19 protein-coding genes are annotated in these 23,738 nt (G+C 61.2%); 10 read left to right on the forward strand and 9 right to left on the reverse strand.

Annotated features, from left to right (window positions below):
- Positions 1–10: 10 nt before the first annotated feature.
- The 8 genes from C5750_RS16880 (at position 11) to C5750_RS16915 (ending at position 11,726) form a co-directional block, all read left to right on the forward strand.
- Complete coding sequence (locus C5750_RS16880; RefSeq protein ID WP_105735101.1) at positions 11–1,231, forward strand: glycosyltransferase family 4 protein; 1,221 nt, start codon at positions 11–13, stop codon at positions 1,229–1,231.
- 263 nt (positions 1,232–1,494) lie between these two features.
- Positions 1,495–3,000, forward strand: coding sequence for a DUF6212 domain-containing protein (locus C5750_RS16885; RefSeq protein WP_245421147.1), 1,506 nt, complete (start codon positions 1,495–1,497; stop codon positions 2,998–3,000).
- Entirely contained in the window at positions 2,990–5,677 is a 2,688-nt protein-coding gene (locus C5750_RS16890; protein ID WP_105735102.1) for a glycosyltransferase, read from the forward strand. Before C5750_RS16885 ends, C5750_RS16890 begins: the two co-directional genes overlap by 11 nt.
- A gap of 28 nt (positions 5,678–5,705) precedes the next feature.
- Positions 5,706–6,881: a polysaccharide pyruvyl transferase family protein gene (locus C5750_RS16895; RefSeq protein ID WP_105735376.1), complete on the forward strand. Its 1,176-nt coding sequence runs from the start codon at positions 5,706–5,708 to the stop codon at positions 6,879–6,881.
- Positions 6,882–6,927: 46 nt separating this feature from the next.
- Positions 6,928–8,103, forward strand: a complete 1,176-nt coding sequence (locus C5750_RS16900; protein ID WP_105735103.1) for a polysaccharide pyruvyl transferase family protein — start codon at positions 6,928–6,930, stop codon at positions 8,101–8,103.
- 62 nt (positions 8,104–8,165) lie between these two features.
- The gene (locus C5750_RS16905; RefSeq protein ID WP_245421148.1) at positions 8,166–9,254 is read left to right on the forward strand and encodes a glycoside hydrolase; all 1,089 of its coding nucleotides are present in this window, start codon (positions 8,166–8,168) and stop codon (positions 9,252–9,254) included.
- Positions 9,251–10,435 (forward strand): SGNH/GDSL hydrolase family protein, encoded by a 1,185-nt coding sequence (locus tag C5750_RS16910; RefSeq protein ID WP_245421149.1) that lies wholly within the window; start codon positions 9,251–9,253, stop codon positions 10,433–10,435. Before C5750_RS16905 ends, C5750_RS16910 begins: the two co-directional genes overlap by 4 nt.
- A gap of 73 nt (positions 10,436–10,508) precedes the next feature.
- On the forward strand, positions 10,509–11,726 hold the full coding sequence (locus C5750_RS16915) for an adenylate/guanylate cyclase domain-containing protein (protein WP_105735104.1): 1,218 nt from the start codon (positions 10,509–10,511) through the stop codon (positions 11,724–11,726).
- 62 nt (positions 11,727–11,788) lie between these two features.
- On the opposite strand, the gene C5750_RS26605 is transcribed toward C5750_RS16915, so the two are convergent.
- From C5750_RS26605 to C5750_RS16935, 5 genes are all read right to left on the reverse strand, one after another.
- The gene (locus tag C5750_RS26605; protein WP_158531308.1) at positions 11,789–11,932 is read right to left on the reverse strand and encodes a hypothetical protein; all 144 of its coding nucleotides are present in this window, start codon (positions 11,930–11,932) and stop codon (positions 11,789–11,791) included.
- Between the two features lie 155 nt (positions 11,933–12,087).
- Positions 12,088–12,924: an oxidoreductase gene (locus C5750_RS16920; RefSeq protein WP_105735105.1), complete on the reverse strand. Its 837-nt coding sequence runs from the start codon at positions 12,922–12,924 to the stop codon at positions 12,088–12,090.
- Between the two features lie 176 nt (positions 12,925–13,100).
- A complete protein-coding gene (locus C5750_RS16925) occupies positions 13,101–13,883 on the reverse strand; it encodes an SDR family oxidoreductase (protein ID WP_105735106.1) in 783 nt (260 codons plus the stop codon).
- Between the two features lie 26 nt (positions 13,884–13,909).
- Complete coding sequence (locus tag C5750_RS16930) at positions 13,910–15,103, reverse strand: aminotransferase class V-fold PLP-dependent enzyme (RefSeq protein ID WP_105735107.1); 1,194 nt, start codon at positions 15,101–15,103, stop codon at positions 13,910–13,912.
- 2 nt (positions 15,104–15,105) lie between these two features.
- Positions 15,106–15,576 (reverse strand): RidA family protein, encoded by a 471-nt coding sequence (locus tag C5750_RS16935; RefSeq protein WP_105735380.1) that lies wholly within the window; start codon positions 15,574–15,576, stop codon positions 15,106–15,108.
- 143 nt (positions 15,577–15,719) lie between these two features.
- On the opposite strand from C5750_RS16935, the gene gcvA reads away from it, so the two are divergent.
- Both gcvA and C5750_RS16945 read left to right on the forward strand, forming a co-directional pair.
- Positions 15,720–16,649: a transcriptional regulator GcvA gene (gcvA, locus tag C5750_RS16940; protein ID WP_105735108.1), complete on the forward strand. Its 930-nt coding sequence runs from the start codon at positions 15,720–15,722 to the stop codon at positions 16,647–16,649.
- Entirely contained in the window at positions 16,639–17,373 is a 735-nt protein-coding gene (locus C5750_RS16945; protein WP_105735109.1) for a glutathione S-transferase, read from the forward strand. Before gcvA ends, C5750_RS16945 begins: the two co-directional genes overlap by 11 nt.
- Here the strand turns inward: C5750_RS16945 and C5750_RS16950 are convergent.
- Genes C5750_RS16950 through nirB form a run of 4 tightly spaced genes read right to left on the reverse strand, consistent with a single transcriptional unit; the run spans position 17,358 to position 23,737 of the window.
- Positions 17,358–18,305, reverse strand: a complete 948-nt coding sequence (locus C5750_RS16950) for an NAD(P)-dependent oxidoreductase (RefSeq protein ID WP_105735110.1) — start codon at positions 18,303–18,305, stop codon at positions 17,358–17,360. The genes C5750_RS16945 and C5750_RS16950 overlap by 16 nt on opposite strands.
- Positions 18,277–20,931 carry a nitrate reductase gene (locus C5750_RS16955; RefSeq protein WP_105735111.1) on the reverse strand — a complete coding sequence of 885 codons (2,655 nt, stop codon included), beginning with the start codon at positions 20,929–20,931 and terminating at the stop codon, positions 18,277–18,279. The genes C5750_RS16950 and C5750_RS16955 overlap by 29 nt, the downstream gene beginning before the upstream one ends.
- Positions 20,932–20,937: 6 nt before the next feature.
- Positions 20,938–21,267: a nitrite reductase small subunit NirD gene (gene nirD / locus C5750_RS16960; protein WP_105735112.1), complete on the reverse strand. Its 330-nt coding sequence runs from the start codon at positions 21,265–21,267 to the stop codon at positions 20,938–20,940.
- Positions 21,268–21,271: 4 nt separating this feature from the next.
- Entirely contained in the window at positions 21,272–23,737 is a 2,466-nt protein-coding gene (gene nirB / locus C5750_RS16965) for a nitrite reductase large subunit NirB (protein WP_105735113.1), read from the reverse strand.
- Between the last annotated feature and the right edge of the window lies 1 nt (position 23,738).

Consider the following 23,738-nt stretch of genomic DNA (forward strand, 5'->3'; position numbering starts at 1 on the left):
AAGGACTGACATGCATGTGGCTTTCGTTCACAGGCGCGGCCTGGGGCAATTCGCAGCCCTTGCCGAACATCTTGCAGCAAGCGGGCATGATGTCAGCCTTATCTGTGAAACAGTGGACCGGCGCCTCCCATCGGTCCGCGTGATCAGACACAGAATGGAACCTGGCCCTCGGGCGGACAGCCAGATGGCCAGGTATCTCGGCATTCCCGACCACCACGTACGGATCGGGCACCGGGTTGCTGAAACACTCGATTCCATGACCCGTCAGGGCGAACGCCCCGACATTGTCATCGGCCATATCGGCTGGGGCAGCATGATGTTCGTCAAGGATGTCCTGCCGCAGGTTCCCGCCCTCGGCTATTGCGAATTCTTCTATCGGGCCGAAGGCGCTGATGTCGGGTTTGCGCCGGATGACAATCCGGACGCCGAAACCCGCAAAAGATTAAGGCTGCGCAACATTGCGCAGCTGATCTCCCTTGAGGCGATGAACGGCGGCATCAGCCCGACCCTCTGGCAGAAGAGCCTCTATCCGGCTGCCGCACAGAAACGCATTGCCGTCTGCCACGAAGGCGTCGATACCCGGATTTTCCGTCCCGACGCGAATGCATCGCTGAAACTGCCTGACGGGCGCATTCTCAAGGCAGGCGATCCGCCAATCATCACCTTTGTTGCCCGTGACCTCGAGCCCTATCGCGGCTTCCCGCAGGCACTCGAAGCAGCGGCAAAGGTCATCCGGAAAAATGACGACGCCCTGTTCATCTTTGTCGGCGGCGACGGGGTAAGCTATGGCACGCCGCCGCCCGGTGGGGGCTCGTGGAAGGACGCACTGCTTTCCAAATATGATTTGCCGCCCGACAGGATCTTGTTTCCAGGAGCGATTTCCCACGATCTCCTGCGCCAGCTCTATCAGATATCGACCGCGCACATCTACCTGACCTATCCCTTTGTGCTGTCCTGGTCCGTCATCGAGGCCATGGCGTGCGGCGCGCTGGTGATCGGCTCGGACACCAAGCCGGTTCAGGAAATCATCCGCTCGGGCCAAAATGGCTTGCTTGTTCCCTTCTATGATACGGACGCGCTCGCCGGCACCATTCTGCGCGTGCTTTCCGGGCCGAATGATTTCATGCCGCTGCGTGCGGCAGCACGCCGCACAATCGAGCACCGTTTCCGGCTTTCCGATTGTCTTGCGCGGCAAAAATCTCTGATCGACGCGGTTTTGAGAGCCGCATAAGCGCACCACCCCAGCACTTCAATTCCCCCCGCACCGCGGGCCTACTCCGGCGCAATCCGCGGGAAATGCTGGGGTTTTACCTCACGATCAAAAGTATAAATAAAATAATTCGATTTTTGAAACAATTATAATCTATATCTGTATTACATTTTACTATAGATCGAGAAGATATTCTGTTGACATTACTCGGTTGATATTTTCTCATGATGGGAGACGCGGTTCCCATCCGCACAATCGACCAACTGCACTGCCAAAGACACGGGATGTCCATTTTGAACACATCACTGCCCGCAGCCGTTCATCGACAGCCTCGCCGAAGCCGCTATGCCGTCGCTTCCAGCCATGACCAGCCGCTGCTCGAATCCTCGCCACTGGCCGATTTCATTGTTTTCGTTGAACCGGACGCGGATCAGCTCCGGCTGCTCAATGCCTTTCCGCTGATCGGCGTGGCCGTATCGGATGAGGGGGCGGCGGAACTGCAGAATGCCTTGAAGCGCATCTACCGGTTCAGGACCGTTCCCGAAGTGCCGGTTGTCCGCCTGGATGCATCGACGCTTGCCACGCAGGCCGCGCTTGTCGCGCAAGTGCTCGAATGCGGGCTGGATCGCCTCACCAGCCACGTGACCAAGGTGCACAGCGAGCTTGTCATGCTGCGGCGCGAGCGGGAAACGCTCTTCGAAAACTACCGCGCCATCGAAAATGCCTTTCACGCCAGGAACTGGGATGCCGTGACCGAGGTTTTCGGGCACACACCCTGCATCGATCCGAAGGATGAGGGCTTTGCCAATCTGTTGCGGGAATCGGAAATCGAGCAGCTTTTCCCGGTATCGAGCTATGCGGTGTCCGGCTTTGCGCTGCATTTCCGCGGCCTGCCATCGGGGCGGTCCGGCCAGCTGATCGTCACGCTCGATTACGTTGAAAACGGCGAAGGCGTGGCGGAATGGCTCATCCCCTATGCCAGCGTGGTTGCGGGCTGGAACTTCTTCTCGCTGCCCAAGGCCTGCGACGGCGGCCACCGCACGCTGCGGCTTCGGGTCTCGGCAACAGGCGGCATCCCGCCGGAGCTTTCGCTTGGCAACGCCATCACCAATGAACGCTATGCGGCCAGGGCACGCATACCGCATGCCGATCTCGACATGCGCCCATTGGCGTTTCGCGTCTTTACGGGCCTGCCGGGGGTACGCCCGACCTCTCTGAGCAACGTCTTCGTGCCGACATCGCTGATCGCTGGACGGCGCGTCGAAGATTACCGCCTGCCGGTGGAAATGCTGCGCAGCGTCGCCAATGTTTCGGTCCATACCGTCGAGCCCGATTTCCCCACCGTGCGCTTTCTTGAGCATGAAGACGCCATTGTCTGCCATCCACTCAGCGAGGGCATAACGGCCGGTGCGATCCGCCGTGTCGTATCACCCGGGACGGTTCGCATCTCGGCACGCGCCATCATCGATCATCCCGAGGGCCAGCCCGGCGCGGTCGGCTTCCTGCTGACAAACCTGTCGGCGGATATCAAGGGCGAGGTCGGCGCATTGGGCCGCGCCACGGAAAAGCGGCCGGCAGCGCTGTTCAGCGGCTGGACCGACATCACCGCGGCACAGCCCGTGGACATCAATTTCATGCTCGACGCGGCAACCACCCGCGCCATGGACCTCGTCGTCCTCAGCAAGGCGACCACCGGTTCAGTCGACTTCTCCTGGCTCAAGGTGTTCAACTTCAGGCTTGTCAAGCATATCGAGGCGCGCCCGGCCCAGGAGATGGCCAATGCCCGATAAATCGCAGGACCTGATTGCCATCGCCATGCCGCTTTACGGCCATGCGGCCCTCGTTCCCGAAGCGCTGGAATCGGCACTGGCATCGATAACGAAATTCCGTGTTGCCATCATTGTCTCGGTCGATGGCGATCCGCGCCATGAGGTGTTCGATCAATTGGCGCTCTATGCGGCCGCCCATCCCGCCATACACGTCATCTTCGGCGCGAATGCCGGACCGGGCGGCGCGCGCAACCGGGCGATCGAATACATTCTCGAAGAATTACCCGAAGCAAAGGCAGTATATTTTCTGGATGCCGACAATCGTGTCCAACCCTATACTGTAGATACACTTTACCGCCGTCTTGCCGCTGGCAAGGCCGGGTGGATTTATACCAACATCGATACATTCTCGGTGAACTGGCGCGCCCATTACGGCGACAGCTATTCGCGGCTGATCCACTGCATCACGGACAATATCTGCGACACGGGATCGATGATTGCGATCGACGTCTTCAAAAGCGGCGTGCGCTTCGACGAAGACCGCCAGAATGGCTTCGAGGACTGGGAATTCTGGTTGTCGGCAATCGAGGCCGGTTTTGCCGGGCAGCCATGCCACGACACCGGCTTCGAATACCGCCTGCGCGCGGAAAGCCGCTTCAAGGAAGCCAACCGCGACCGGTCATCATCGATCAACTTCCTGCGCAAACGGCATAAGGCCCTGTTCCGGCGGCCGACCCTGGTCGGCTTCGAACATGAGGAATGCCCCCGCTACGCACTGATCCGGACAGGCGAGGGGACGCTCAGCACCTTCACCGATCCCACCCGTACACCGGGTGAGATCGGCTTTGACGACGCGATCCGCGCCTATTGGGGCAGCGTTGGCGAACCCGACAATTTCCACTTCCCGCCCTTTGTTGCCGCATGCAGCAACGAAACCTTGAAGCTGTTGAACCGGTCACGGCTGTTTCCCAATATCCTCTGCCATCTCGAGCGCCTGGCAGAAAAGTCAAACATCGTCTTCGTCGAGTTTGGCAATGTGGATTCGGAGCGGCGCATCGAGTCCGAGATCATGCCATCCGGCACGCATCAAGGACCGGCCGACCTGATCTTCGTTTCCACCAAGCTCATCCAGAACGTCATCGACAACGATGCACTCGACTGGTTTTCGTCCATCGGCAGCCAGCAGCTCTGGCCGACATCGTCGCGCCTGAAAGTCCGCTTTCCGTTCCCCAAGGCACGCCAGCGCCGCTCGCTGGCACGGCCGGAGCAGGCCCTCCTCAATCTCGTCACGGCCATTGCAACCAGCCCGCTCAAGCAGACGGCATCCACACGCTGGACATGGCGCCCGCGCCGCCTGCCTGCCCTGTCGGACATGTATCAGGTCTTGAGGAAGGAACTGGGCGGATCGCCGGTGCTTCCGCTCGCCCACAACACCGCCGGGAAGAAGACGGCGGCCGTGCTCGTTCCCAATGCTTCGTTCGGCGGCGCCGAGAAGGTTGCCTATGCGGCGGGCCGCGAATTGAAACAGGAGGGGTTTGAAACCCATCTGTTCGTGCTCGGTTCAAGCCGCATGGATGTGCTCGATGAATTCGACCAGGCCTTCGACTACATCCATTTCTGGAAGGACGGCATACCGGCCTGGGGAGACACCAACCGTTTCCTTGGCCAGGATTTTATCACCGAAGATCATCCGCTCGACTGGGAAGGGCTGCGCGGACAGCTCTCCGGCTTCGATCTGATCGTCAACAACCACGTCATGGCCGCCCATCCGCTGATGGGGAAGCTTCGCTCGGAAGGCACGCGCACCGCCTGCTACCTCCATGTCGTGGATGAAACCGTCTTCCGCCGCCGCGCCGGGCAGCCCTATGCCGCCATTGCATTCGAACATGCCTATGACGCGTTTCTCACCTGTTCCGAGCAGCTGAAAACCTACCTGCATAGCTTCGGCGTACCGTTTGAGAAAATCTTTGCCGTCCCGAACGCCGCCAGCTTTTCCATCGATGCGAAGCTGCGCGCCCAGGTCACCGGCGCCCGCAAGACGCAGCAGCCGGATGAACCGCTGCGCATCCTCTACATGGGGCGCCTGGACCGGCAGAAGGGCATTGACCGCTTGCACGATGCCATCATCAAACTGCGCGAGCGCGGCATCGCCTTCGAAGCCCAGGCCATCGGCGGCGAGATTCTCTCCGACGATCCGAGTTCCTCATGGATGGCGCGCCTCAAGGAGGCCGGTGTCCGTGTTTCGCCGCCGGTTTTCAGCGGCAGGGATATCGCAACCCAGCTCGCCTGGGCCGACGTGCTGCTGATGCCGTCACGCTGGGAAGGGGCGCCATTGATGATTGCCGAGGCGCAGCAGCTTGGTTGCGTTCCCGTGGCAACCGCCGTCGGTGCGGTCGATGAGCTGATCGTCCATGGCCAGGACGGCATCCTGATCAAGAATGGCAATGATGCGCAGATCGTGTCGGATATCGCCCGGCTGCTCACCATTCTCGCCCAGGACCGCGCGGCACTTGCCCGCACCGCGCAGGGCGCGCTTGCCACCGCTGCCGGGCGGTCCTGGACGTCCTCCTTTGCCAGCTTCATTCACTGGAGCAACACCATCGAACCGGCTGTTCCTCTCGAGCGGAATGCCGGTGCGCCGGAAATCACCCCAGAATTCGATGCCACCGCCGTGCTTCCCGGCCGTGCAGTCGCGTGACGATCACCAGAAAGGTTTTGTGACCCCCATGAGCCCCAGAATTCTCCTTACAGGCATCCCAGGCCACGTAACACGCCTCATCCAGCGCGCTGAAGACGCCCGTGTGTTTTACTCGGAGAAACAGCCGCAGCCGGAAAGCAAGGATGCTTACCTGCGCGAACTCAAGAACATCAGCAACACGGGCAATTATCTGATCGGGGAGGGCGCCTTGCGCGCATTGTCGCCGGATGCCACCCATATTCCGTTCTGGCATCTCTACAATGCCGTCAACAATGGCACCGGCCTTGATTCCATCAACAAGCAGTTTGATATCTGCGTGTTCACCTGCGCCAACCTCCTGCGCAAAAGCCTGTCGGCCGATGCGGAAGCACAGGTCCTGTCCAAGCTCGACATGCCCGTGGTCATGCTGGGTATCGGCATTCAGAACCGCCCGGACCTTGAAGAGTCCTTGCCGGAAGGCACCCAGCGCCTGCTGCAGGTGCTGAAGGAAAAGGAACATTATTTCCTCACCCGCGGCGATGAAACCGCCTCCTATCTCAAGGACCAGGGCTTTTCGTTCGTGCGGCCCGTCGGCTGCCCGTCGATGTATTTCATGCCCGCCAATGTGCGCAAGGCCATTCGCCGTCTGCCCGATGTGAAGGTGGGCGAGGGGCGAACCGTGTTCACCGGCTATATGGGCGCCGCGCTGGATACGATCGGCGACATGAATGCGCTGTCGTCGGATGACGGCCGGTCGGCCTATGTCATCCAGGACGAGCCCCTGCATTTCGACATGCAGGTCGAGCCCAACGAGGATGGCCGCGTCTACGATTCAACCTCGGGCGAGATGATCGGCGACCTCACGTTCAAGGGCTCCGGCGAACTGAAGAAAAAGATCAAGGTTCACACATTTTTCGACACCAACCAGTGGCGGGCCTGGACGTCCTCGATGGACTTCTCGTTCGGCCGGCGGTTTCACGGCAACATCATTGCGCTCCAGTCCGGGGTGCCGAGCCTGATCGTTGCCGTCGACGACCGCATGCGCGAAATGCTGAACTTTTCCGGATTGCCGAAAGTCGAGGCCAATGACCTCAATTCTGCAAATGACCGCTCGGCTTTCATCTCCGACCACCTGGCGCAGATGAACATTCCGCAGGTCATCGAAAAATACTCTGACCGTGAACGCAGCTTCCGCTCGGTCCTGACCGAGATCGGCATCGGATAACTCCCATATCCGGTGCGCCGGAAGCTCCAACCCAAGATGGACGAACATGCGAATAATGATCACAGGCATCCCATCATATCTGATGCGGACCGTCGAAAGCGTTTCCGGGGCAACGGTCAAGCACCGTCCCTATTTCGAGAACATCCGCACGAAGAAGGATGTCATCGACCAGGTCAAGCGGATTGCCAATACTGGCAATTATCTCATCGGTGAAGGCGCCGCCAACAGCGTGCGCGGCCACGACGTCACCTATATTCCATTCTGGCACCTGGCCAACAGCATCCATTCGCCCGAAACCTATGCACGGCTGAACGAGAGCTTTGATCTGTGCCTGTTCGCATCGGCCAACCTGCTCCGGCCCGGCTATGCAGCGGCGACGGAATCCCATGTGTTCGAACGCCTCAACATGCCGATCGTCATCATGGGCATTGGCATCCAGAAGAAGGAAAATTTGAAAGCCGAACTGCCGGAAGGCACGCAGCGCTTTCTCAACGTCTTGAAGAAAAAGGAAACCTTCTTCCTCACCCGCGGGCACTTCACGGCAGAATTCCTGAAAGCCGAGGGCATGAAATATGTGCGCCCGACCGGCTGTCCCTCGCTCTATTACGATCCGGCCCAGATGAAGCGCTCGCTCAGCCGCCTCGCCGATCCGGGTCTGGCTGACTCGCAGAAGATCGCCTTTGGCGGTTATCTCGGCAGCGTTCCCGACACCATCGTCGATGCCCATGCGCTCCTGCACAAGGACAGCACGGCAAGCTACGTCATCCAGGACGAGGTCATCGTCTACAACATGAACATGGTGGGCGACGAAGGCAGCGAAGCCTATGATCCGGCGGCCAGCCGCATCACCGCGGCCACCGAGTACAAGCATGCGGAGAAATGGCAGCGCAAGCGTGACTATCTCGTATTCTTTGACACGCATAAGTGGCGCAGCTGGGTCTCCGGCCAGGATTTCTGCTTTGGCCGCCGGTTCCATGGCTCCATCATCGGCATGCAGTCGGGCATTCCGGCGCTGATGATCGCCGTCGACGACCGGATGCGCGAAATGCTCGACTTTGTCGGTTTCCCCCATATCGAGGCATCGGTGTGGAACCGCGAACCGCAAAAGAAGGCTTTCTTGCAGGATTTCCTGTCGAAGATCGACGTTCCCGCCGCCATTCACCGCTATTCCGACTGCGAGGCCAATTTCAACGCCGCGTTGAAAGATATTGGAATCCGGTGACTGGTGCTTGTCCCGGCGTCCACCTTATGAGGAGGCATGAAACCATGGGTTGGAAAGTGCAAATGCGTAAGTTGGCCGCCGGCGCTGCCGGTATCGTGGCAGCAATGGCTGTCGGTGCCCTGCCAGCCCATGCGGCGGGCGATACGCGCTTTGGCGTCAACCGGGTCAATCTGGCCTGGCTTTCGCCCGCCGAACGGGAGAAGGTTCTTGATCTCATGGTCAAGAACGGCGTCGTTGCGGTGCGGCTGTCGCTGACCAAACCGATCGACCAGAGCATTGATGCGGTGCGCGTCGCCCACGCCAAGGGCCTCGCCATCCTTCTGGAAATATCGCTCAACAATCCGGCGTTCTACCCCGAGGGCACGAAACCCCGTCCCGGTCTTGGCCGGATATGGGACATGTACCGGCTTTCCGATATTTCGCCGGATCAGTTCCGTTCCGTCGTCAGCGACGCTCTGCGCAAGATCGATGCGCTCAAGATTCCGCTCGTGGCCGTTGAGGCCGGAAACGAGATCAACTGGGGCGCCTATAATGGCGATCTCGAAGTGAAGACAAAGGCCAAAAGCCGTACCGCCCGCTCACTGGCGGATCTCGACAATTTGCCGGCCGTCGAGCAGGGCGCGGCCCGCTACGTCCAGCTTGCCGCGGTGGTCCGTAAGGAATTGCAATCAACCCAATACAGCCGCACCGCCAAGGTCGTTTCGGCGGGACTGTCCGATATCCCGGTGGCCGACGCCGACCGGCGCGGCATCGACAGCATCGATCCCGCAAGCTTTACCAATCTCATGCGCAAGCATGGGCTGGACAAGGTTGTGGATGGCTACGGCATTCATATCTATCCCGGCAGCAACGGCACGGCGGCGGCCCGCGCGGCGCATGTCAGCCAGGCGCTGTCCATCTGCCGCTCGGAGCCGGACGGCAAACCCTGTTGGATCACCGAATGGGGCTTTTCCAACACCTCGACCACATGCCCGGCCAATGACGGCTCGCGCGAACAGCTGGTCGAAGCGGCGCGCAGCCGCTTCGCCGAACTGATGGGAACGGGCCGCGTGGCGGCCGCCTACTACTTCGATTGGGATGCAAAGGGATATGGGGTCTGGCGCTGCGGGGGACTTTCTCCGGCGGGCCGGGCAGCAGTGGTGACACCATGAAACTGAAAACCGTTATCATCGGCGGCTCCAACACCGTCATGCTGCCCGGCTACCTGCCGTCTCTTCTGGCGACCATGGCCCGGCGCGGCATCGACCTCGACATTGCCGCCGACCTCGCCGTGGGCGGGACGACCAGCGCCTTCGGCCTCTACCAGCTCAAGACCTATGAAGCGCTTGCCGATTGCGATCTGCTGCTGATCGAATACGCGCTCAATGATGCTTTTGTCTATGGCGACGAGCGGCGGCCTTTTCGCCACTGGGCGCGGTTTTATGAGGGGATTATCCGCTATGCTCTTGAGCAGAACCCCAACCTGCGCATCGCCACCCTTGTCTTCGGCGCCCGCAACGGCTCCTTCCTCAGCGCTGTGCCATCCATCGATGCGGGGATCAATTACATCTCGCAGTGGTACGGCACCATCTGCGTCGACGTTTCGCGCCACCTGATGCAGCGGCTGGGCCGCGATGTGGTCGGCCACCCCAGCTTCTATTCCGATCAGGGGCATTATGCCCGGCCGGTCGCAACGACCATCGTTGCCAACCTCATTGCCGATGAACTGGAACCGGCATTGCTGCGCCCGCACAAGGCGTCTGCCCTGCAGCCACCCATCGACCCCGATCATTTTGCCGGCGCACGCGCGCTCGACGGCGTGCAACTGGGCAAAAGGCTTGGACGATTGCCGGTCGAATACAGCAACCGGCGTTTCTCCGTCTCGGCCCTCGATCTTGGCCGCGACCGTTTGAAATTCGAGGTGGACAAGGGGCAGCTCCTGGCCATGGCCTATGTCTGCGAGCCGCGTATTCCGCCGCTCGATGTGCACATGGGCGAGGAGACGCACCGCGCGGCCCTGCTCAAGGGCGGCGTGCGCGACGGCACCTACAAATTTCTGGTGTCGATGCTGAGCTTCGAATTCCTCTACGGCGTGACGCTCCTGCAGACCCAGCCATCTCTCGCGCTCACGCTCGGGGGCGGTGGCGAAGGCGGCGAACACAAGCTGCATGTGCCCAAGGACAGCATCAGGCATGAAACATTCCCGGCCGAACCGGCGCTGCCGATCAGCGGCATTCTCTTCACCGGTAACCTGAAGGTCTGCGCCATCGAGAAGGCCGGAAGCGCGGTCAACGGTTCTGCCGCTGCCGCACAACCGGTGGCCACAGTGGAAGCGCCAGCGCCAAGCGCCTGACGTCCGGCTGCTGCCATCTTTGTCAAACGGCGCGGACGTGATACCCGTTCAGACGGACAAGTGAGCGGGAATCATGACCGAAGCCGACATAGTTGCGATTGAAGAATGGCTCGATGCACAAGGACTGGCCGGCGCCAGCGAAACCGAGCTGCTGAACGGTTTCTGCGTGCGGTGCTGCGGACTTGGCATGACACTTGAGCGTGCCCTGACCTTTGTCGATACGCTGCATCCCATTTACGAGGGCAGGGCATTCCACTGGCGCCAGCGCGAAGAGGTGGAAAAGCCGGTGATCGAGTATGGATCGAGCACCCAGGGCGCCGGTGCGGAAAGCTGGCAGCGGACCACGTTTTACCACCTGCTGCAGTCGGGCGAGGATTCGCTGCGCCGCCGTATCGGCGAAATGGACGAACCGGGCTTTCTGCATCTGGAAAACCTCAAGGCGGAAGGGCTCACCGATTATCTCGCGCTGGTCCACCGGTTTTCGACCCAGGGCAGCATTGGCGAAATGGACTGTTTCTATTCGCAATGGTCGACGGCGCATGCCGACGGCTTTACGGATCGCGATATCGCAACCCTGAAACGTCTGGTGCGGGGGCTGGCGCTTGCGATCAAGTGCTCCTCGCTGGCGCGGATCGTGCGCACGGTGGCCGAGGTCTATCTCGGGCATGATGCGGGCGAACGCGTGCTGGCCGGGCGCATCAATCGCGGCGCCGCCGACCGGATCGAAGCGGTTCTCTGGTATTCGGACCTGCGCGACTATACGCGTATTTCCGATGCGGCCGGACCGGATGCCATTATCCCGATGCTGAACGATTATGCCGATGCGGTCATCTCGTCGATCCAGGAAGCGGGCGGCGATGTGCTGAAGCTCATTGGCGACGGCACGCTGGCCATCTTCACCGATGGCGGGCCGCAGACGGCCTGCGCCGCGGCACTGAAGGCCGAGGCTCTCCTGCGCAAGCGGCTGGTCATGCTGAATGAACGGCGCGCCGCCGAGAGGCAGCCCATCACCAATGTCTATCTCGGCGTGCATGTGGGCGAGGTGTTCTTTGGCAATATCGGCAGCGACACGCGTCTGGATTTTACCGTGGTCGGCCCGGCAGTCAACGAAGTCAGCCGCATCGCATCCATGTGCCGTTCCGTCGATCAGGATGTCCTGATCTCGGACCGCTTCGCCGCATTCCTGCCGGAGAAGCTTCGTTCCAAGCTGGTTTGCGTCGGGCGGTTCGCCTTGCGCGGTGTCGGGCGGGCGCAGGAATTGTTCACCCTCGACCCCGCTGAGAAACACTGAAACCCGCAATGCCGGGCATTGCGGGTTTCCTCTGCTTTCACAAGCGCATCAAAAGGCGCTGATTATCCGTTTAAATATCGCTTTGCCAGTTCCGCCATATCGCGATCCTTCTTGGTCTTGATCGGATGCAGCACGCGTGAAAGAAGTTTCAGCGTTGAAAAACTCGGCTTGAGATACGGTGAAAGGGTGGGGAGTTGGATGTTCATTGCAAATATCCCTTTCTTTTAAGTGATTTGAATAGCGGGGGTTTATTCCCAGTCTGAATATCGCATGGCGGAAGGGCGAGGCGGTATACCGATCCACCGAGGTGATTGCCTATTTCTCCGGGAAGATCGTGTTGATCTCTGGGCAGAAAAGCGGCTCAAAAATTACCATCCGTGGAAATCGACAGAGATCGCCATTTGTTGATCTCCGCGTGAACCGAATCCAGCTTCGTCGCAATGCCCTGGACCGCATCGGAACCGGCGGCGTAACGCAGCGGCGGCTCCTGCGAGGCGGCCAGTTCGATCAGTGCCGATCCAAGCTTAGCCGGATCACCCGCCTGCTTGTAGCTGTACCCGTCATAGGTCGTGCGTGTTTCGCGCGAGGCTTCGGCATAGTCCTCAATGCTTTTGTTGCCATAGCGGACCGAACTCTGGTCGAGGAAATCCGTGCGGAAGAACCCCGGTTCGACGATGGTCACGTGGATGCCGAAACGGGCCACTTCCATGGCCAGCGATTCGGAGAAGCCTTCGACCGCAAACTTCGTCGAACAATAGACGGAAGCACCGGCATACCCGACCATGCCGCCTATGGAGGACAGATTGAAGATGCGGCCCGCTCTCTGCCAGCGCATCACAGGCAGGACCGCACGGGTCACATGCAACAGGCCGAATACATTGGTGGCGAACTGCCGTTCGATGTCGTCGGCACCGTTTTCCTCGAAGGGGCCCAGCTGGCCATAGCCGGCATTGTTGACGAGAACGTCGATGCCGCCGAAATGGGTGACGGCAGCGTCCACCGCCTGATCCGCCTGATCCGGCTTGGTCACGTCCAGCTCAACAATCAGCAATTGCCCCTCAACGCCCGCGAACGCCTCTTGCACCTGCTTGCGATTGCGGCCGGTCGCGACCACATTGTCACCGGCTGCCAGCGCAGCCTTGGCAACTTCCGCGCCGATACCCCGTCCGGCACCGGTGATAAACCATGTCTTGCTCATCCTGCATTTCCTTGTCGTGCTAAAACAGAGCCCCTTAGGGCCACGACGTGAAAATAGGACGGGAGCGGAAGAACACGTAGACCGGAACTCCGGATGGATTGCCTGATCCTCCAGATTTCACGATGCCGACAGTTGCATAAGTTTAATTATGGAACTGTCTGTATTGATGCATGCTTTCATCCCAGCGTCGAATTGAAGGCGCCGCCATCAAGCAGAAGGTTCTGCCCAACGATAAAGCCGGCATACTGGCTGCACAGGAATGCGGCGGCGGCGCCGAATTCCTCCTTGGTGCCGAAACGGCCGGTCGGATTGGCAGCATGGGCTTCAGCGCGCGCCTCATCGATGGAGATGCCCTTGGTTTCCGAAGTCTTTTCCAAAAATCCCTTGATCCGGTCGGTCTCGTGCGAGCCCGGCAGCAGGTTGTTGATGATCACGCCGTGGCGCGCCACCTGCCGGGCGGTTCCGGCGACAAAGCCGGTCAGGCCGCTGCGCGCGGCATTCGACAGGCCGAGCTGGGCAATGGGAGATTTCACCGAACCGGACGTGATGTTGACCACGCGGCCCCATTTGCGCTCGATCATGCCGGGCAGGATTGCGTTCATCAGATAGATCGGCGTCAGCATGTTGGCATTGACCGCCTTCAGCCATTCTTCCTCGTGCCAGTCGGACCAGAGGCCGGCAGGCGGCCCGCCGGCATTGTTGACGAGGATATCCGGCTGCGGTTCGGCGGCCAGTAGTTCTTTGCGGCCGTCCTCCGTCGTCACATCTGCCGCAACGATCTGCACCTTGACGTCGTAGGTATCGGCAATCTCCTTTGCCGTCTCGCGCAGCACTGCTTCCGTTCGGGCGTTCAACGTCAGGTCGACGCCTGCTTCCGCCAGCTTTTCCGCAACGCCGCGGCCCAGTCCCTTCGAACTCGCGCAGACGATTGCCCGCTTGCCCCTGATTCCCAGATCCATCCTGTCCTCACCTGTCCTTCATTCCGTCACGCGGCCTGCCGTGCAATCACAGCGACACTGCCGCAAAGATGGTCAATTTCGTCCGTTGTGTTCAGATAGCTCACTGACGCACGCGCAATCTCGCTGAGACCGCGCGCCGTCATGTCGAGCGGCGTGTAGGGTATCCCATTTGCCGCGATTGTAATCCGTTTTTGCGCAAGTTTGCCGCGAAGCGCCTGCGGCGCAATGCCCGCCACCGTAAACGAGACCAATCCGGATTTCTCCGTGCCGAGGTCGTGAACCGCAACACCGGGAATGGCAGCCAGCTGATCGCGCAATTGCCCGGAAAGTTCCCTGATCCGCTGGCGGATTGTATCCACGCCGAGGCTGCGCGCCTGTTTCAGCGCCGCTCCCAATCCGAGCAGCAGGGCAATGGGTTTTTCACTCGTCTCGAAGCGCTGCGCATCGGTCCGCACATGCGGACCGTCCTCACCCCATGCCGACGACAGGACATCGAGATAGGCCGGTTCCAGCGTTTCAAGAAAGGCTTTGCGCAGATAGAGGATGGCCGCGCCGCGCGGACCGCGCAGAAACTTCCGGCCCGATCCCTTCAGCATGTCGCAGCCGATGGCGGCGACATCCACGGGAAGCTGGCCGAGCGCCTGCGCCGCATCGATGAAATAGGGAATGCCCGCCGCACGCGTGACCTTGCCGATGGCGGCGGCATCGTTGATGAGCCCGCCATTGGCGGGAAGCCAGGTCAAGGCAACAAGGCGAACACGGTCGTCGATCATGGCAGCAAGCGCATTGGCATTCACGCTGCCGTCCTCATTCACGGGGATGGTCTCGATGCGCGCACCCGCCCTTTTGGCCGCCGCCTGCATCGTCGACAGATTGCCGCCCCATTCCTGACGGCCGACCAGAATGCGATCCCCTGCCGCAATCGGCGGCAGGGCAGCAAAGGCCAGTCCCCAGGCGGCCGAGCCACTGCTGGAGAAAGCGATCTCCGCAGGCATTGCACCGATGAGACCGGCGGCATCCGCCCGCGCTTCATCGACCAGGCCCGTCGCATTGGCCGCGGCTTCCATGGGGCCGTAGAGCGATTCGCGCTGCAGATGTTCGGTCACCGCCGCCAGCACCGCATTTGACGGCAGCGACGAGCCGGAGTGGTTGAAGTGGGTGCTGATGGCACAGCCCGGCGTCTGCGCGCGCAGCTGTTCAATATCAAGCGTTTGGATCACGGTCAGCCCTCCAGCTCGACCAGCGCATCCACCTCGACGGCAACACCGCGCGGTAGCGAGCTGACGCCCACGGCGGCGCGGCTGTGACGCCCGGCATCGCCGAACACCGCAACCATCAGATCCGATGCGCCATTGGCCACCTGCGGATGCTGGGTAAAATCCGGTGTCGCCGCCACAAAAACACCGAGGCGGACAATACGGCGCACGCTGGCGATCGTCCCGTCGGTGGCCGCTGCAATCTGCGACAGCACATTGAGTGCCGCGATCTCGGCGGCTCTGCGGCCTTCCTCCGGCGAAACGGATGCACCGGCGACGCCAAGGACGGCATTCGCGTCATCGATGCGGCTGATCTGGCCCGATATGCTCAACAGGGTGCCGACGCGGACGACCGATACGTAATTGGCAACGGGGACGGACGCGACCGGCAGGTCGTGACCGAGACGTGCAAGTTTCTCTGCTATGGTGGCTGACATCATCATCTCCGGCTGACTATTCCGGCATCATCGGCCGCCCTGCGCGGCAGGTCCAATTCAAAACAGCGGCGTCACTGATCGATCTGGCTAATGTCTGAAAACCCGGATAAGCTGCTCGTAGGCTATCGAAAGCATGAGGCGAAATGCGCTCCTCCACCACCTTGCCGCCGTTGCAGGCGCTGCGGGCCTTCGAGGCCGTCGCCAGGCTGATGAGTTTTCGCCGCGCAGGCGAAGAACTGCTCATCACGCAAAGTGCCGTCAGCCATCACATCCGCCAGCTGGAAGCGTTTCTCGGCCTGCCGCTGTTTGTGCGCAAGGCACGCAGCATCACCCTGACACCCGAGGGCGAAGACTATCGCGCCCGCACCGCCGATGCGTTCCGCCTCATCGCCGCCGCCACCGCGGACCTGCGCGGCAGGAGCAGGCGCAGCACCGTCCGCATCAGCCTGCTGCCCTCCTTTGCCGCCAACTGGCTCGTATCGCGCCTGCATGGGTTTCAATCGCAGCATCCCGGCATCGATCTTGAGCTCGATCCCACCCTGCGCAGCGCGGACATTGCCGCCGGGGAGGCCGATATCGCCATCCGCTATGGCGACGGAAACTGGCCTGGGGTCGATGCGCGCCTGCTCATGGCCGAAGAGCTCAGCCCCGTTATCAGCCCGGCGCTTCTGCAATCGGACAAAGCCATCACCGCGCCGGAGGATGTGCTGCGCCACACATTGCTGTTCGCCAGAAAGCCGGTCGACTGGCAGGTCTGGGCCGACGCCATGGGCCTTGATCTGGCCGGCGCCCGCACCATCCAGCTGACCGACTACAACATCACCCTGCAGGCCGCGCTGGACGGTCAGGGCATCGCCATCGGCCGTATGCTGCTGATCCGCGACCATGTGCGGACCGGACGCCTGATGCAGCCGTTTGCACGGACGATCACCTCCACCAGAACCGCCCATTGGCTGGTGACACCCCAAAAAGGCCGGATCACACCGGCCGCCCAGACGTTTATCAATTGGCTGATCACGGAAACCCAAGCCGTGTCCGCCCACCACCATGGAGAAACCGGCAATGGCCTATGAACTCTATTACTGGGACGGCATACAGGGACGCGGCGAGTTCATCCGGCTGGCGCTCGAAGAAGCCGGCGCCGCCTATATCGACATCACCCGCGAAACCGACAGCGGACGCGGCACGGCGGCGATGATGCAGAAGCTCAAGGGTATGGGCGGTCTGCACACACCATTCGCCCCGCCCTTTGTGAAAGACGGGGAACTGCTTGTTTCGCATGTCGCCAACATCCTCTTTTATCTCGGCCCCAAACTCGGCCTGGCGCCGGAGGATGAGGGATTGCGCTATGCCGCCAATGGCCTGCAACTGACCATCACCGACTTTGTCTGCGAGGTGCACGACACGCATCACCCCATCGCAACCGACCTCTATTATGAAGACCAGAAAGAAGCGGCGAAGGCGCGCTCAGTCAGCTTCATCGAGCACCGCATCCCGAAATATCTCGGATATTTCGAGCGCAACCTTGCCAATAATCCCGGCGGTGACAGGCACAGTATCGGCAACGGGCTCAGCTATGTCGACCTCTCGCTGTTTCAGGTGATCGAGGGGCTGAGATATGCCTTTCCCCGCGCCACGCGGTTATTCGATCGCCAGTATCCCCTGCTGATGGCATTGCACGACCGGGTGCGGGAGCAGCCCAACATTGCCCGCTATCTCGCCTCGCCGCGGCGTATTCCCTTCAACGAGTCAGGCATTTTCCGCCACTACCCGGAACTCGATCAGGACGCAGCGTAAGACCGCCGGAGAACGGCCACCTGTTTTCCCTCGGCGCAAAGACGTTCCGCCATGGCATCATGAAACGTTTCATCACTCAATAAAATGCGCCTGGCTTCACGCCGCGCCATCTGCAGAATCGCGGGTGGAACATCTCTGCCGTAAAATACGACATCGGCCATTTGCAGCAGGCGCATGGCCTTGAGTGTCAGAAGCTCGGGGTCATCGCTCCCGACCGGGATGACAGTCACGGTGCCCGTGCGTGTATTGCCATCATTGGCTATATCCACTGCCCGTGCCTGCAGCTTGGCCTCTTCGTCGGGCAATGGGTCCACGCCAAAGGCGCGATTGACAAAATCCTCCCAGAACAGCCTTCGCTGGCGGCCGGGCTGGAGCGTTTGCGCAATATAATAGCGCAATTGTTGCGCCAGTTGCGCCCATACTGCCAATGATACGGGCAGGATCGTCTCGATCCGCCGCCGGATTGCCTGTGCCAGAATGGGCGCGGCGCCATCGGTAGAAATGCCGATCACCACGGGCGAGCGATTGACGATGGCGCCAAATTGAAACCCGCAGAATGCCGGTTTGTCGATGACATTGCACGGCACACCGGCTTGCGTGGACGCATGCAGAAATGCTTCAGCCTCCTGTTCCGTTGCAGCATCGGCGACGGCAATGGCAGCACCGTGCAAATCCACCGCTGCCCACCGGCGCGCATGATGAATGAACGGTCCCGCCGCAATCAGCGCGGACATTTCCTCGCTCATGGCTTCGGCGTAGACATGCACCTCGGCACCCGAAGCGGCCAGCAGTTCGGCTTTCCACGCGGCGGCGGCCGTCCCACCGGCAACGACACCGCGCTTGCCCTGAAGGCTGAAAAACACCGGCAACACCGCCAGCTGCCCGATACCGTCGGGGCGCGGGCTATTCTGCGGCCTGGAGACGATTTGCATCGACAATCCCCCTGATCTCGGCGCGGCACGAACCGCAATTCGTTCCGGCCTGCAAAGCCTCGCCGATGGCGGCGACGGTCCGGCAGCCGCCGCGTGCGGCACTGGCGATCTCGTTGCGGCCGACGGAAAAGCAGGAGCAGACAATCGCGCCCTTGTCGGGCATATCTCCACCGGGTCGTCCCGCCAGAAGCTGGAAGCGGTTCTGCACCGCGGGAAAGCGCTGCGACAGCTGTTCGCTGGCCCAACTGCGCGACACGGCGACGGGCTGGCGGGCGATATAGAGCGCGCCGGTCAGGGCATCGCCTGAAAAAGCGGCCATGCGCTGCTGGCCATTCCTTGCATCGTGGTAACGCAGCAGCGGCGCATCATCGCCACAGCCAAAAAGTTCTCCGGCAAACACCGCCCAATTGTCCGGCTCCCGAAGACCGGCCAATTCGATCCGGTATCCGCCATGCGCCTTGGCGAGTGCCCAGTAATCCGTGGCAATCGCCCGGGGCTTGTTGCGCAGGACCGCGAACCCGTACCAGAGAGCTTCGAAAGGCTGGACATCCACCCTTGCCATCTTCAGTGCAGGCTGGCCGGAGACCGGATCGGTTCGCGATGTCACCAATGTGTCCACCCGGGCACTCCTGGCGAACTGATTGGTCCAGTGCATGGGCACGAACACGCTGCCGCGCGCCTGCCTGTCGGTCAGCAATGCCCGAACGACGATATCACCGTAGTCGTTGTTCAGCCGGACAAGGCTCGCATCGGCAATCCCCCGCCCGGCGGCATCGAGCGGATGCATTTCTACAAAGGGTTCGGCGAAATGCGCTGACAGGCGCGCGCTCTTTCCCGTGCGCGTCATCGTGTGCCAGTGATCGCGCACACGCCCGGTGTTCAGCGTGAATCGTTGATCGATCACGCCGGTATCGGCCGGAGGCACCGCAACGAACCGCGCACGGCGATCGGGGGTGAAGAAGCCTCCATCCGCAAAAAACCGCCCGCCACCTGTCGCCGCGTGCTGGCTCTGCGGCCATTGAAATGGGGCAAGGTTGTCATAGGCGCGCGCGGATATGCCGGCATGGGCAGCGATATCGAAATCGCGGCTGCCCTTGTTCTCCACTCCCGACAAAGCCGCGTGTTCGGCAAAGATCTGCGCGGGATTCTGATAGGTGAATGCGGCGGCAAAGCCCATGCGTCTTGCCACTTCGGTGATGATCCACCAGTCCGGTTTGGCCTTATCAGGCAGGGGCAGGAACGGCCGCTGCCGGCTGATGCGCCGTTCCGAATTGGTGACCGTTCCGTCTTTCTCGCCCCATCCGGCCGCGGGCAGAAGCACATGGGCATAAGCGGTCGTGTCGGTTTCCGCATTGATGTCGGAGACCACGACAAACGGGCAGGCTTTCAGCGCCTTCGCCACGTGATCGGCTTCCGGCATGGAATCGGCCGGGTTGGTCGCCATGATCCACAGGGCCTTGATCCGGCCATCGCCAACCGCCTTGAACAGATCGACCGCCTTCAGCCCCGGGCGCGCCGCGATAGCCGGAGAAGCCCAGAAATCCTGCACCAGCCGCCGGTGCCCGGCATTCTCGATCTGCATGTGGCTTGCCAGCATATTGGCAAGCCCGCCCACCTCGCGCCCGCCCATGGCATTGGGCTGTCCGGTGACCGAGAACGGACCCATGCCGGGGCGGCCGATGCGGCCCGTTGCCAGGTGGCAGTTGATGATGGCATTGACCTTGTCCGTGCCGGATGCCGACTGGTTGACACCCTGGCTGTAGACCGTCACGCAACGCTCCGTCCGGGCAAACAGCGTGAAAAAGGCAAGCAATTGGTCCGGCGCTATGCCGGTGTGCTGCGAAATCACATCCAGATCGCAGAAACTGGCTAGGCCCAGCGCCGCCGCAAAACCTGTTGTGTGCCGCTCGATATAGGCATGGTCCAAGGCCCCCTCTTTGGCGAGAAATCCGAGCAAGCCCACAAACAGCGCCGTGTCGCCGTCGGCACGGATCGGCAGGTGCATGTCGGCGATATCGGCGGTCATGGTGCGGCGCGGATCGATAAGGACAACACGCATCTGCGGACGCCTGACCTTGGCCGCGGCAATCCGCTGATAGAGCACCGGATGGCACCAGGCGAGATTGGACCCGGTCAGCACGATGAGATCGGCAAGCTCCAGGTCTTCATAGGTCCCCGGAACGGTATCCGACCCGAAGGCCCGCATATGCCCCGCCACCGACGACGACATGCACAGCCGCGAATTGGTATCGATGTTCGCCGAACCGATGAAACCTTTCATTAGCTTGTTAGCGACGTAATAATCCTCCGTCAGAAGCTGCCCCGAAACATAGAAAGCAACACTGTCCGGCCCATGCTCCCTGATTACAGCGTTGAAACGGCTGGCAACGAGATCCAGCGCCTCGTCCCAGCTCGCCGCCTTGCCGCCGATCTGCGGTTCGAGCAGCCGACCATCCAGATGAACCGTTTCACCGAGCGCCGACCCTTTGGAACAGAGCCGTCCGAAATTGGCGGGATGCTCCGGGTCCCCGGCAATGGCAACCGTCCCGTCATCACGGGGTGTTGCGAGCACGCCACATCCGACGCCGCAATAGGGACAGGTGGTGCGAACCGCCGGGGTGTCCATGCCGCTCTACTCCGCCGCCATGGCGGTGACCGCCAGCCGGGCCAGAATGCGGTCGCCATCCAGCCGGATCGCGATGGTTTTCACGCTGCCCTCGTCTGCGCCAAGTGCCTTGCCCGTCTCCAGCGAAATGACCCAATTGTGCAAGGGACAGGTCACCGCCGCGCCATGGACGATGCCCTGGCTGAGCGGTCCGCCCTTGTGCGGGCACTGATCGTCAATGGCAAAAATCTGGTCTTCCATGGTGCGGAAAACCGCGATCCTGCCATCGGGTGTGTTCACGCAGCGGGCACCACGGCGCGGAATGTCGTTGATTGTTCCAATCTCAACCCAGTTCATCACTCTACTCCGCTGCCTGCTGGTAACCGATTTTGGCCATGGGCTGGAATTCATGCTTGTCGACGCCGGAAACACGCTCCGACCACGGATCGACCTGCGCAAAAGTCTGGCTGAAGACAAAGCGGTCGAAATAACCGCGGCGCTTCACCGCGTCCTGCATGATCTGGCGGCGGATTTCCTCGAGACCGACGCGTTTGGCCCATTTATAGATGCGTTCGAGATAGCGGCCCTGCTCGCGGTACATCTGCGTCAACGCCACCACATGTTCGAGCGCCTCATCCTCGGTCTTGACCAGCCCCAGAACTTCCGTCCCCTTGATGTCGAGACCCGCCGCCCCGGCGAAATGAATCTCGTATCCGGAATCGACACAGATGATGCCGACATCCTTGCAGGTGGCTTCGGCGCAATTGCGCGGACAGCCCGACACCGCCATCTTGACCTTGGCGGGCGTCCACGATCCCCACATGAATTTTTCGATGCGAATGCCAAGCCCGGTCGAATCCTGCGTGCCGAAGCGGCACCAGTCGGTCCCGACACAGGTTTTTACCGTGCGCAGCCCCTTGGCATAGGCCTGCCCCGAGACAAATCCCGCCTTGCCGAGATCGGCCCAGACGGCCGGCAAGTCTTCCTTCTTGACGCCCAGCATGTCGATGCGCTGGCCGCCGGTGACTTTGACAGCCGGAATGGCGAATTTGTCGACCACATCGGCGATGGCCCGCAATTCCTTCGCATTGGTGACGCCGCCCCACATGCGCGGCACGACGGAATAGGTCCCATCCTTCTGGATATTGGCATGCACCCGTTCATTGATGAAGCGCGACTGGTAGTCGTCGGCATATTCATCCGGCCAGTCGGCAACGAGATAATAGTTCAAGGCCGGGCGGCACTTGGCGCAGCCGCACGACGTCTTCCATTCCAGTTCCTGCATCACGGCCGGAATGGATTTCAGCTTCTTCGCCTTGATCAGCCGCCTGATATCGTCATGGCCAAGATCGGTGCAACTGCACATGGGCGTCACCGCCGATGGGTTGTAGGATTCGCCCAGCGTCAGGGCCAGAAGCTGTTCGACCAGCCCGGTGCAGCTGCCGCAGGAGGCGGAGGCCTTGGTATGGGACCGCACATCATCCAGCGAGGTCAGCCCCTTGCCCGCTATGGCGCCGGTGATCTTGCCCTTGCATATGCCGTTGCAGCCGCAGATTTCCGCATCATCTGGCAAGGCTGCAACGGCCGCCATAGGGTCCAGCGGGGACCCTCCCTGGTAGGACTGGCCGAAAATCAATGTGTCGCGCATCTGCGAAATGTCGGTGCGTTTTTTGGTCAGGTCATGGAACCAGGCACCGTCGGATGTCTCGCCGTAGAGCACCGTGCCGATGATGCGGTCATCCCTGAGCACCAGCCGCTTGTAAACACCGGCGGCGGCATCGCGCAGGACGATCTCCTGCCGGTCGTCGCCCTCGCCAAGATCGCCGACCGAGAACAGGTTGATGCCCGTCACCTTCAGCTTGGTCGGCGTCTCGCTGTGTACGAATTTCGCCTCCGCATCATCGGCCAGTTGTGCCGACACCACCCGCGCCATTTCATAGAGCGGCGCGACCAGCCCGTAGCATTGCCCGCCCACCTCGGCACACTCGCCGATGGCGAAAATATCGGGATCGGAGGTCCGCATGCCGGCGTCGACAACGATGCCGCGATTGGTTTCAAGCCCGGCTTCCCTGGCAAGCAGGGCATTGGGGCGGATACCCGCCGCCATGACCACCAGATCGGCGGGAAGTGTCGTGCCATCGGCCAGCAGGACGCCTTCCACCCTGTTCTGACCGGTGATCTCCTTGGTGCTGGCTTTGGTCATCACGCGGATGCCGCGCGCTTCCACCGCCTGTTCGAGCAGATAGCCCGCAGCGGGGTCGAGCTGGCGCTCCATCAGCGTCGGCATGATGTGCAGGACCGTCACATCCATGCCGCGTGATTTCAGGCCAGCGGCGGCTTCCAGACCCAGCAACCCGCCGCCGATCACCACGGCGCGCGCGCGGGACTGGGCGGCAAGCAGCATGGCGTTCACATCGTCGAGATCGCGATAGGTCAGGACCCCCGGCAGGTCGTTGCCGGGAACAGGCAGAACGAAGGGAACCGAACCCGTTGCGATCAAAAGCTTGTCGTAGCTTTCGGTCGTCCCGGCATCGGAGGTGACCGTCTTGGCCTCCCGATCGATCCCGATGATCCTGTGGCCCTTGTAAAGCGTGATGCCGTGCTTGATGTACCAGCCATCGCCATGGATGATGATTTCCTCGAATTCCTTCTCACCTGACAGCACCGGCGACAGCATGATCCGGTCATAATTGACGCGCGGCTCGGCATTGAAAATGGTGACATCATAGGTGTCGGGCGCCATCTCGAAGAGATGTTCGAGCGCCCTGCCCGGTGCCATGCCATTGCCGATGACGACGAGTTTCTGTTTTTTCGCGGCTGTTTGCATC

Origin of the sequence: Phyllobacterium myrsinacearum, assembly GCF_002980555.1 — a bacterium.
GTDB lineage: Bacteria > Pseudomonadota > Alphaproteobacteria > Rhizobiales > Rhizobiaceae > Phyllobacterium > Phyllobacterium myrsinacearum.

What these genes read in the sequence shown, in the direction of transcription:
- C5750_RS16880 (WP_105735101.1), top strand. Translation starts at nt 11, where the DNA reads ATGCATGTGGCTTTCGTTCACAGGCGCGGCCTGGGGCAATTCGCAGCC.
- C5750_RS16885 (WP_245421147.1), top strand. Translation starts at nt 1,495, where the DNA reads ATGTCCATTTTGAACACATCACTGCCCGCAGCCGTTCATCGACAGCCT.
- C5750_RS16890 (WP_105735102.1), top strand. Translation starts at nt 2,990, where the DNA reads ATGCCCGATAAATCGCAGGACCTGATTGCCATCGCCATGCCGCTTTAC.
- C5750_RS16895 (WP_105735376.1), top strand. Translation starts at nt 5,706, where the DNA reads ATGAGCCCCAGAATTCTCCTTACAGGCATCCCAGGCCACGTAACACGC.
- C5750_RS16900 (WP_105735103.1), top strand. Translation starts at nt 6,928, where the DNA reads ATGCGAATAATGATCACAGGCATCCCATCATATCTGATGCGGACCGTC.
- C5750_RS16905 (WP_245421148.1), top strand. Translation starts at nt 8,166, where the DNA reads ATGCGTAAGTTGGCCGCCGGCGCTGCCGGTATCGTGGCAGCAATGGCT.
- C5750_RS16910 (WP_245421149.1), top strand. Translation starts at nt 9,251, where the DNA reads ATGAAACTGAAAACCGTTATCATCGGCGGCTCCAACACCGTCATGCTG.
- C5750_RS16915 (WP_105735104.1), top strand. Translation starts at nt 10,509, where the DNA reads ATGACCGAAGCCGACATAGTTGCGATTGAAGAATGGCTCGATGCACAA.
- C5750_RS26605 (WP_158531308.1), bottom strand. Translation starts at nt 11,932, where the DNA reads ATGAACATCCAACTCCCCACCCTTTCACCGTATCTCAAGCCGAGTTTT.
- C5750_RS16920 (WP_105735105.1), bottom strand. Translation starts at nt 12,924, where the DNA reads ATGAGCAAGACATGGTTTATCACCGGTGCCGGACGGGGTATCGGCGCG.
- C5750_RS16925 (WP_105735106.1), bottom strand. Translation starts at nt 13,883, where the DNA reads ATGGATCTGGGAATCAGGGGCAAGCGGGCAATCGTCTGCGCGAGTTCG.
- C5750_RS16935 (WP_105735380.1), bottom strand. Translation starts at nt 15,576, where the DNA reads ATGTCAGCCACCATAGCAGAGAAACTTGCACGTCTCGGTCACGACCTG.
- gcvA (WP_105735108.1), top strand. Translation starts at nt 15,720, where the DNA reads ATGCGCTCCTCCACCACCTTGCCGCCGTTGCAGGCGCTGCGGGCCTTC.
- C5750_RS16945 (WP_105735109.1), top strand. Translation starts at nt 16,639, where the DNA reads ATGGCCTATGAACTCTATTACTGGGACGGCATACAGGGACGCGGCGAG.
- C5750_RS16950 (WP_105735110.1), bottom strand. Translation starts at nt 18,305, where the DNA reads ATGCAAATCGTCTCCAGGCCGCAGAATAGCCCGCGCCCCGACGGTATC.
- C5750_RS16955 (WP_105735111.1), bottom strand. Translation starts at nt 20,931, where the DNA reads ATGGACACCCCGGCGGTTCGCACCACCTGTCCCTATTGCGGCGTCGGA.
- nirD (WP_105735112.1), bottom strand. Translation starts at nt 21,267, where the DNA reads ATGAACTGGGTTGAGATTGGAACAATCAACGACATTCCGCGCCGTGGT.
- nirB (WP_105735113.1), bottom strand. Translation starts at nt 23,737, where the DNA reads ATGCAAACAGCCGCGAAAAAACAGAAACTCGTCGTCATCGGCAATGGC.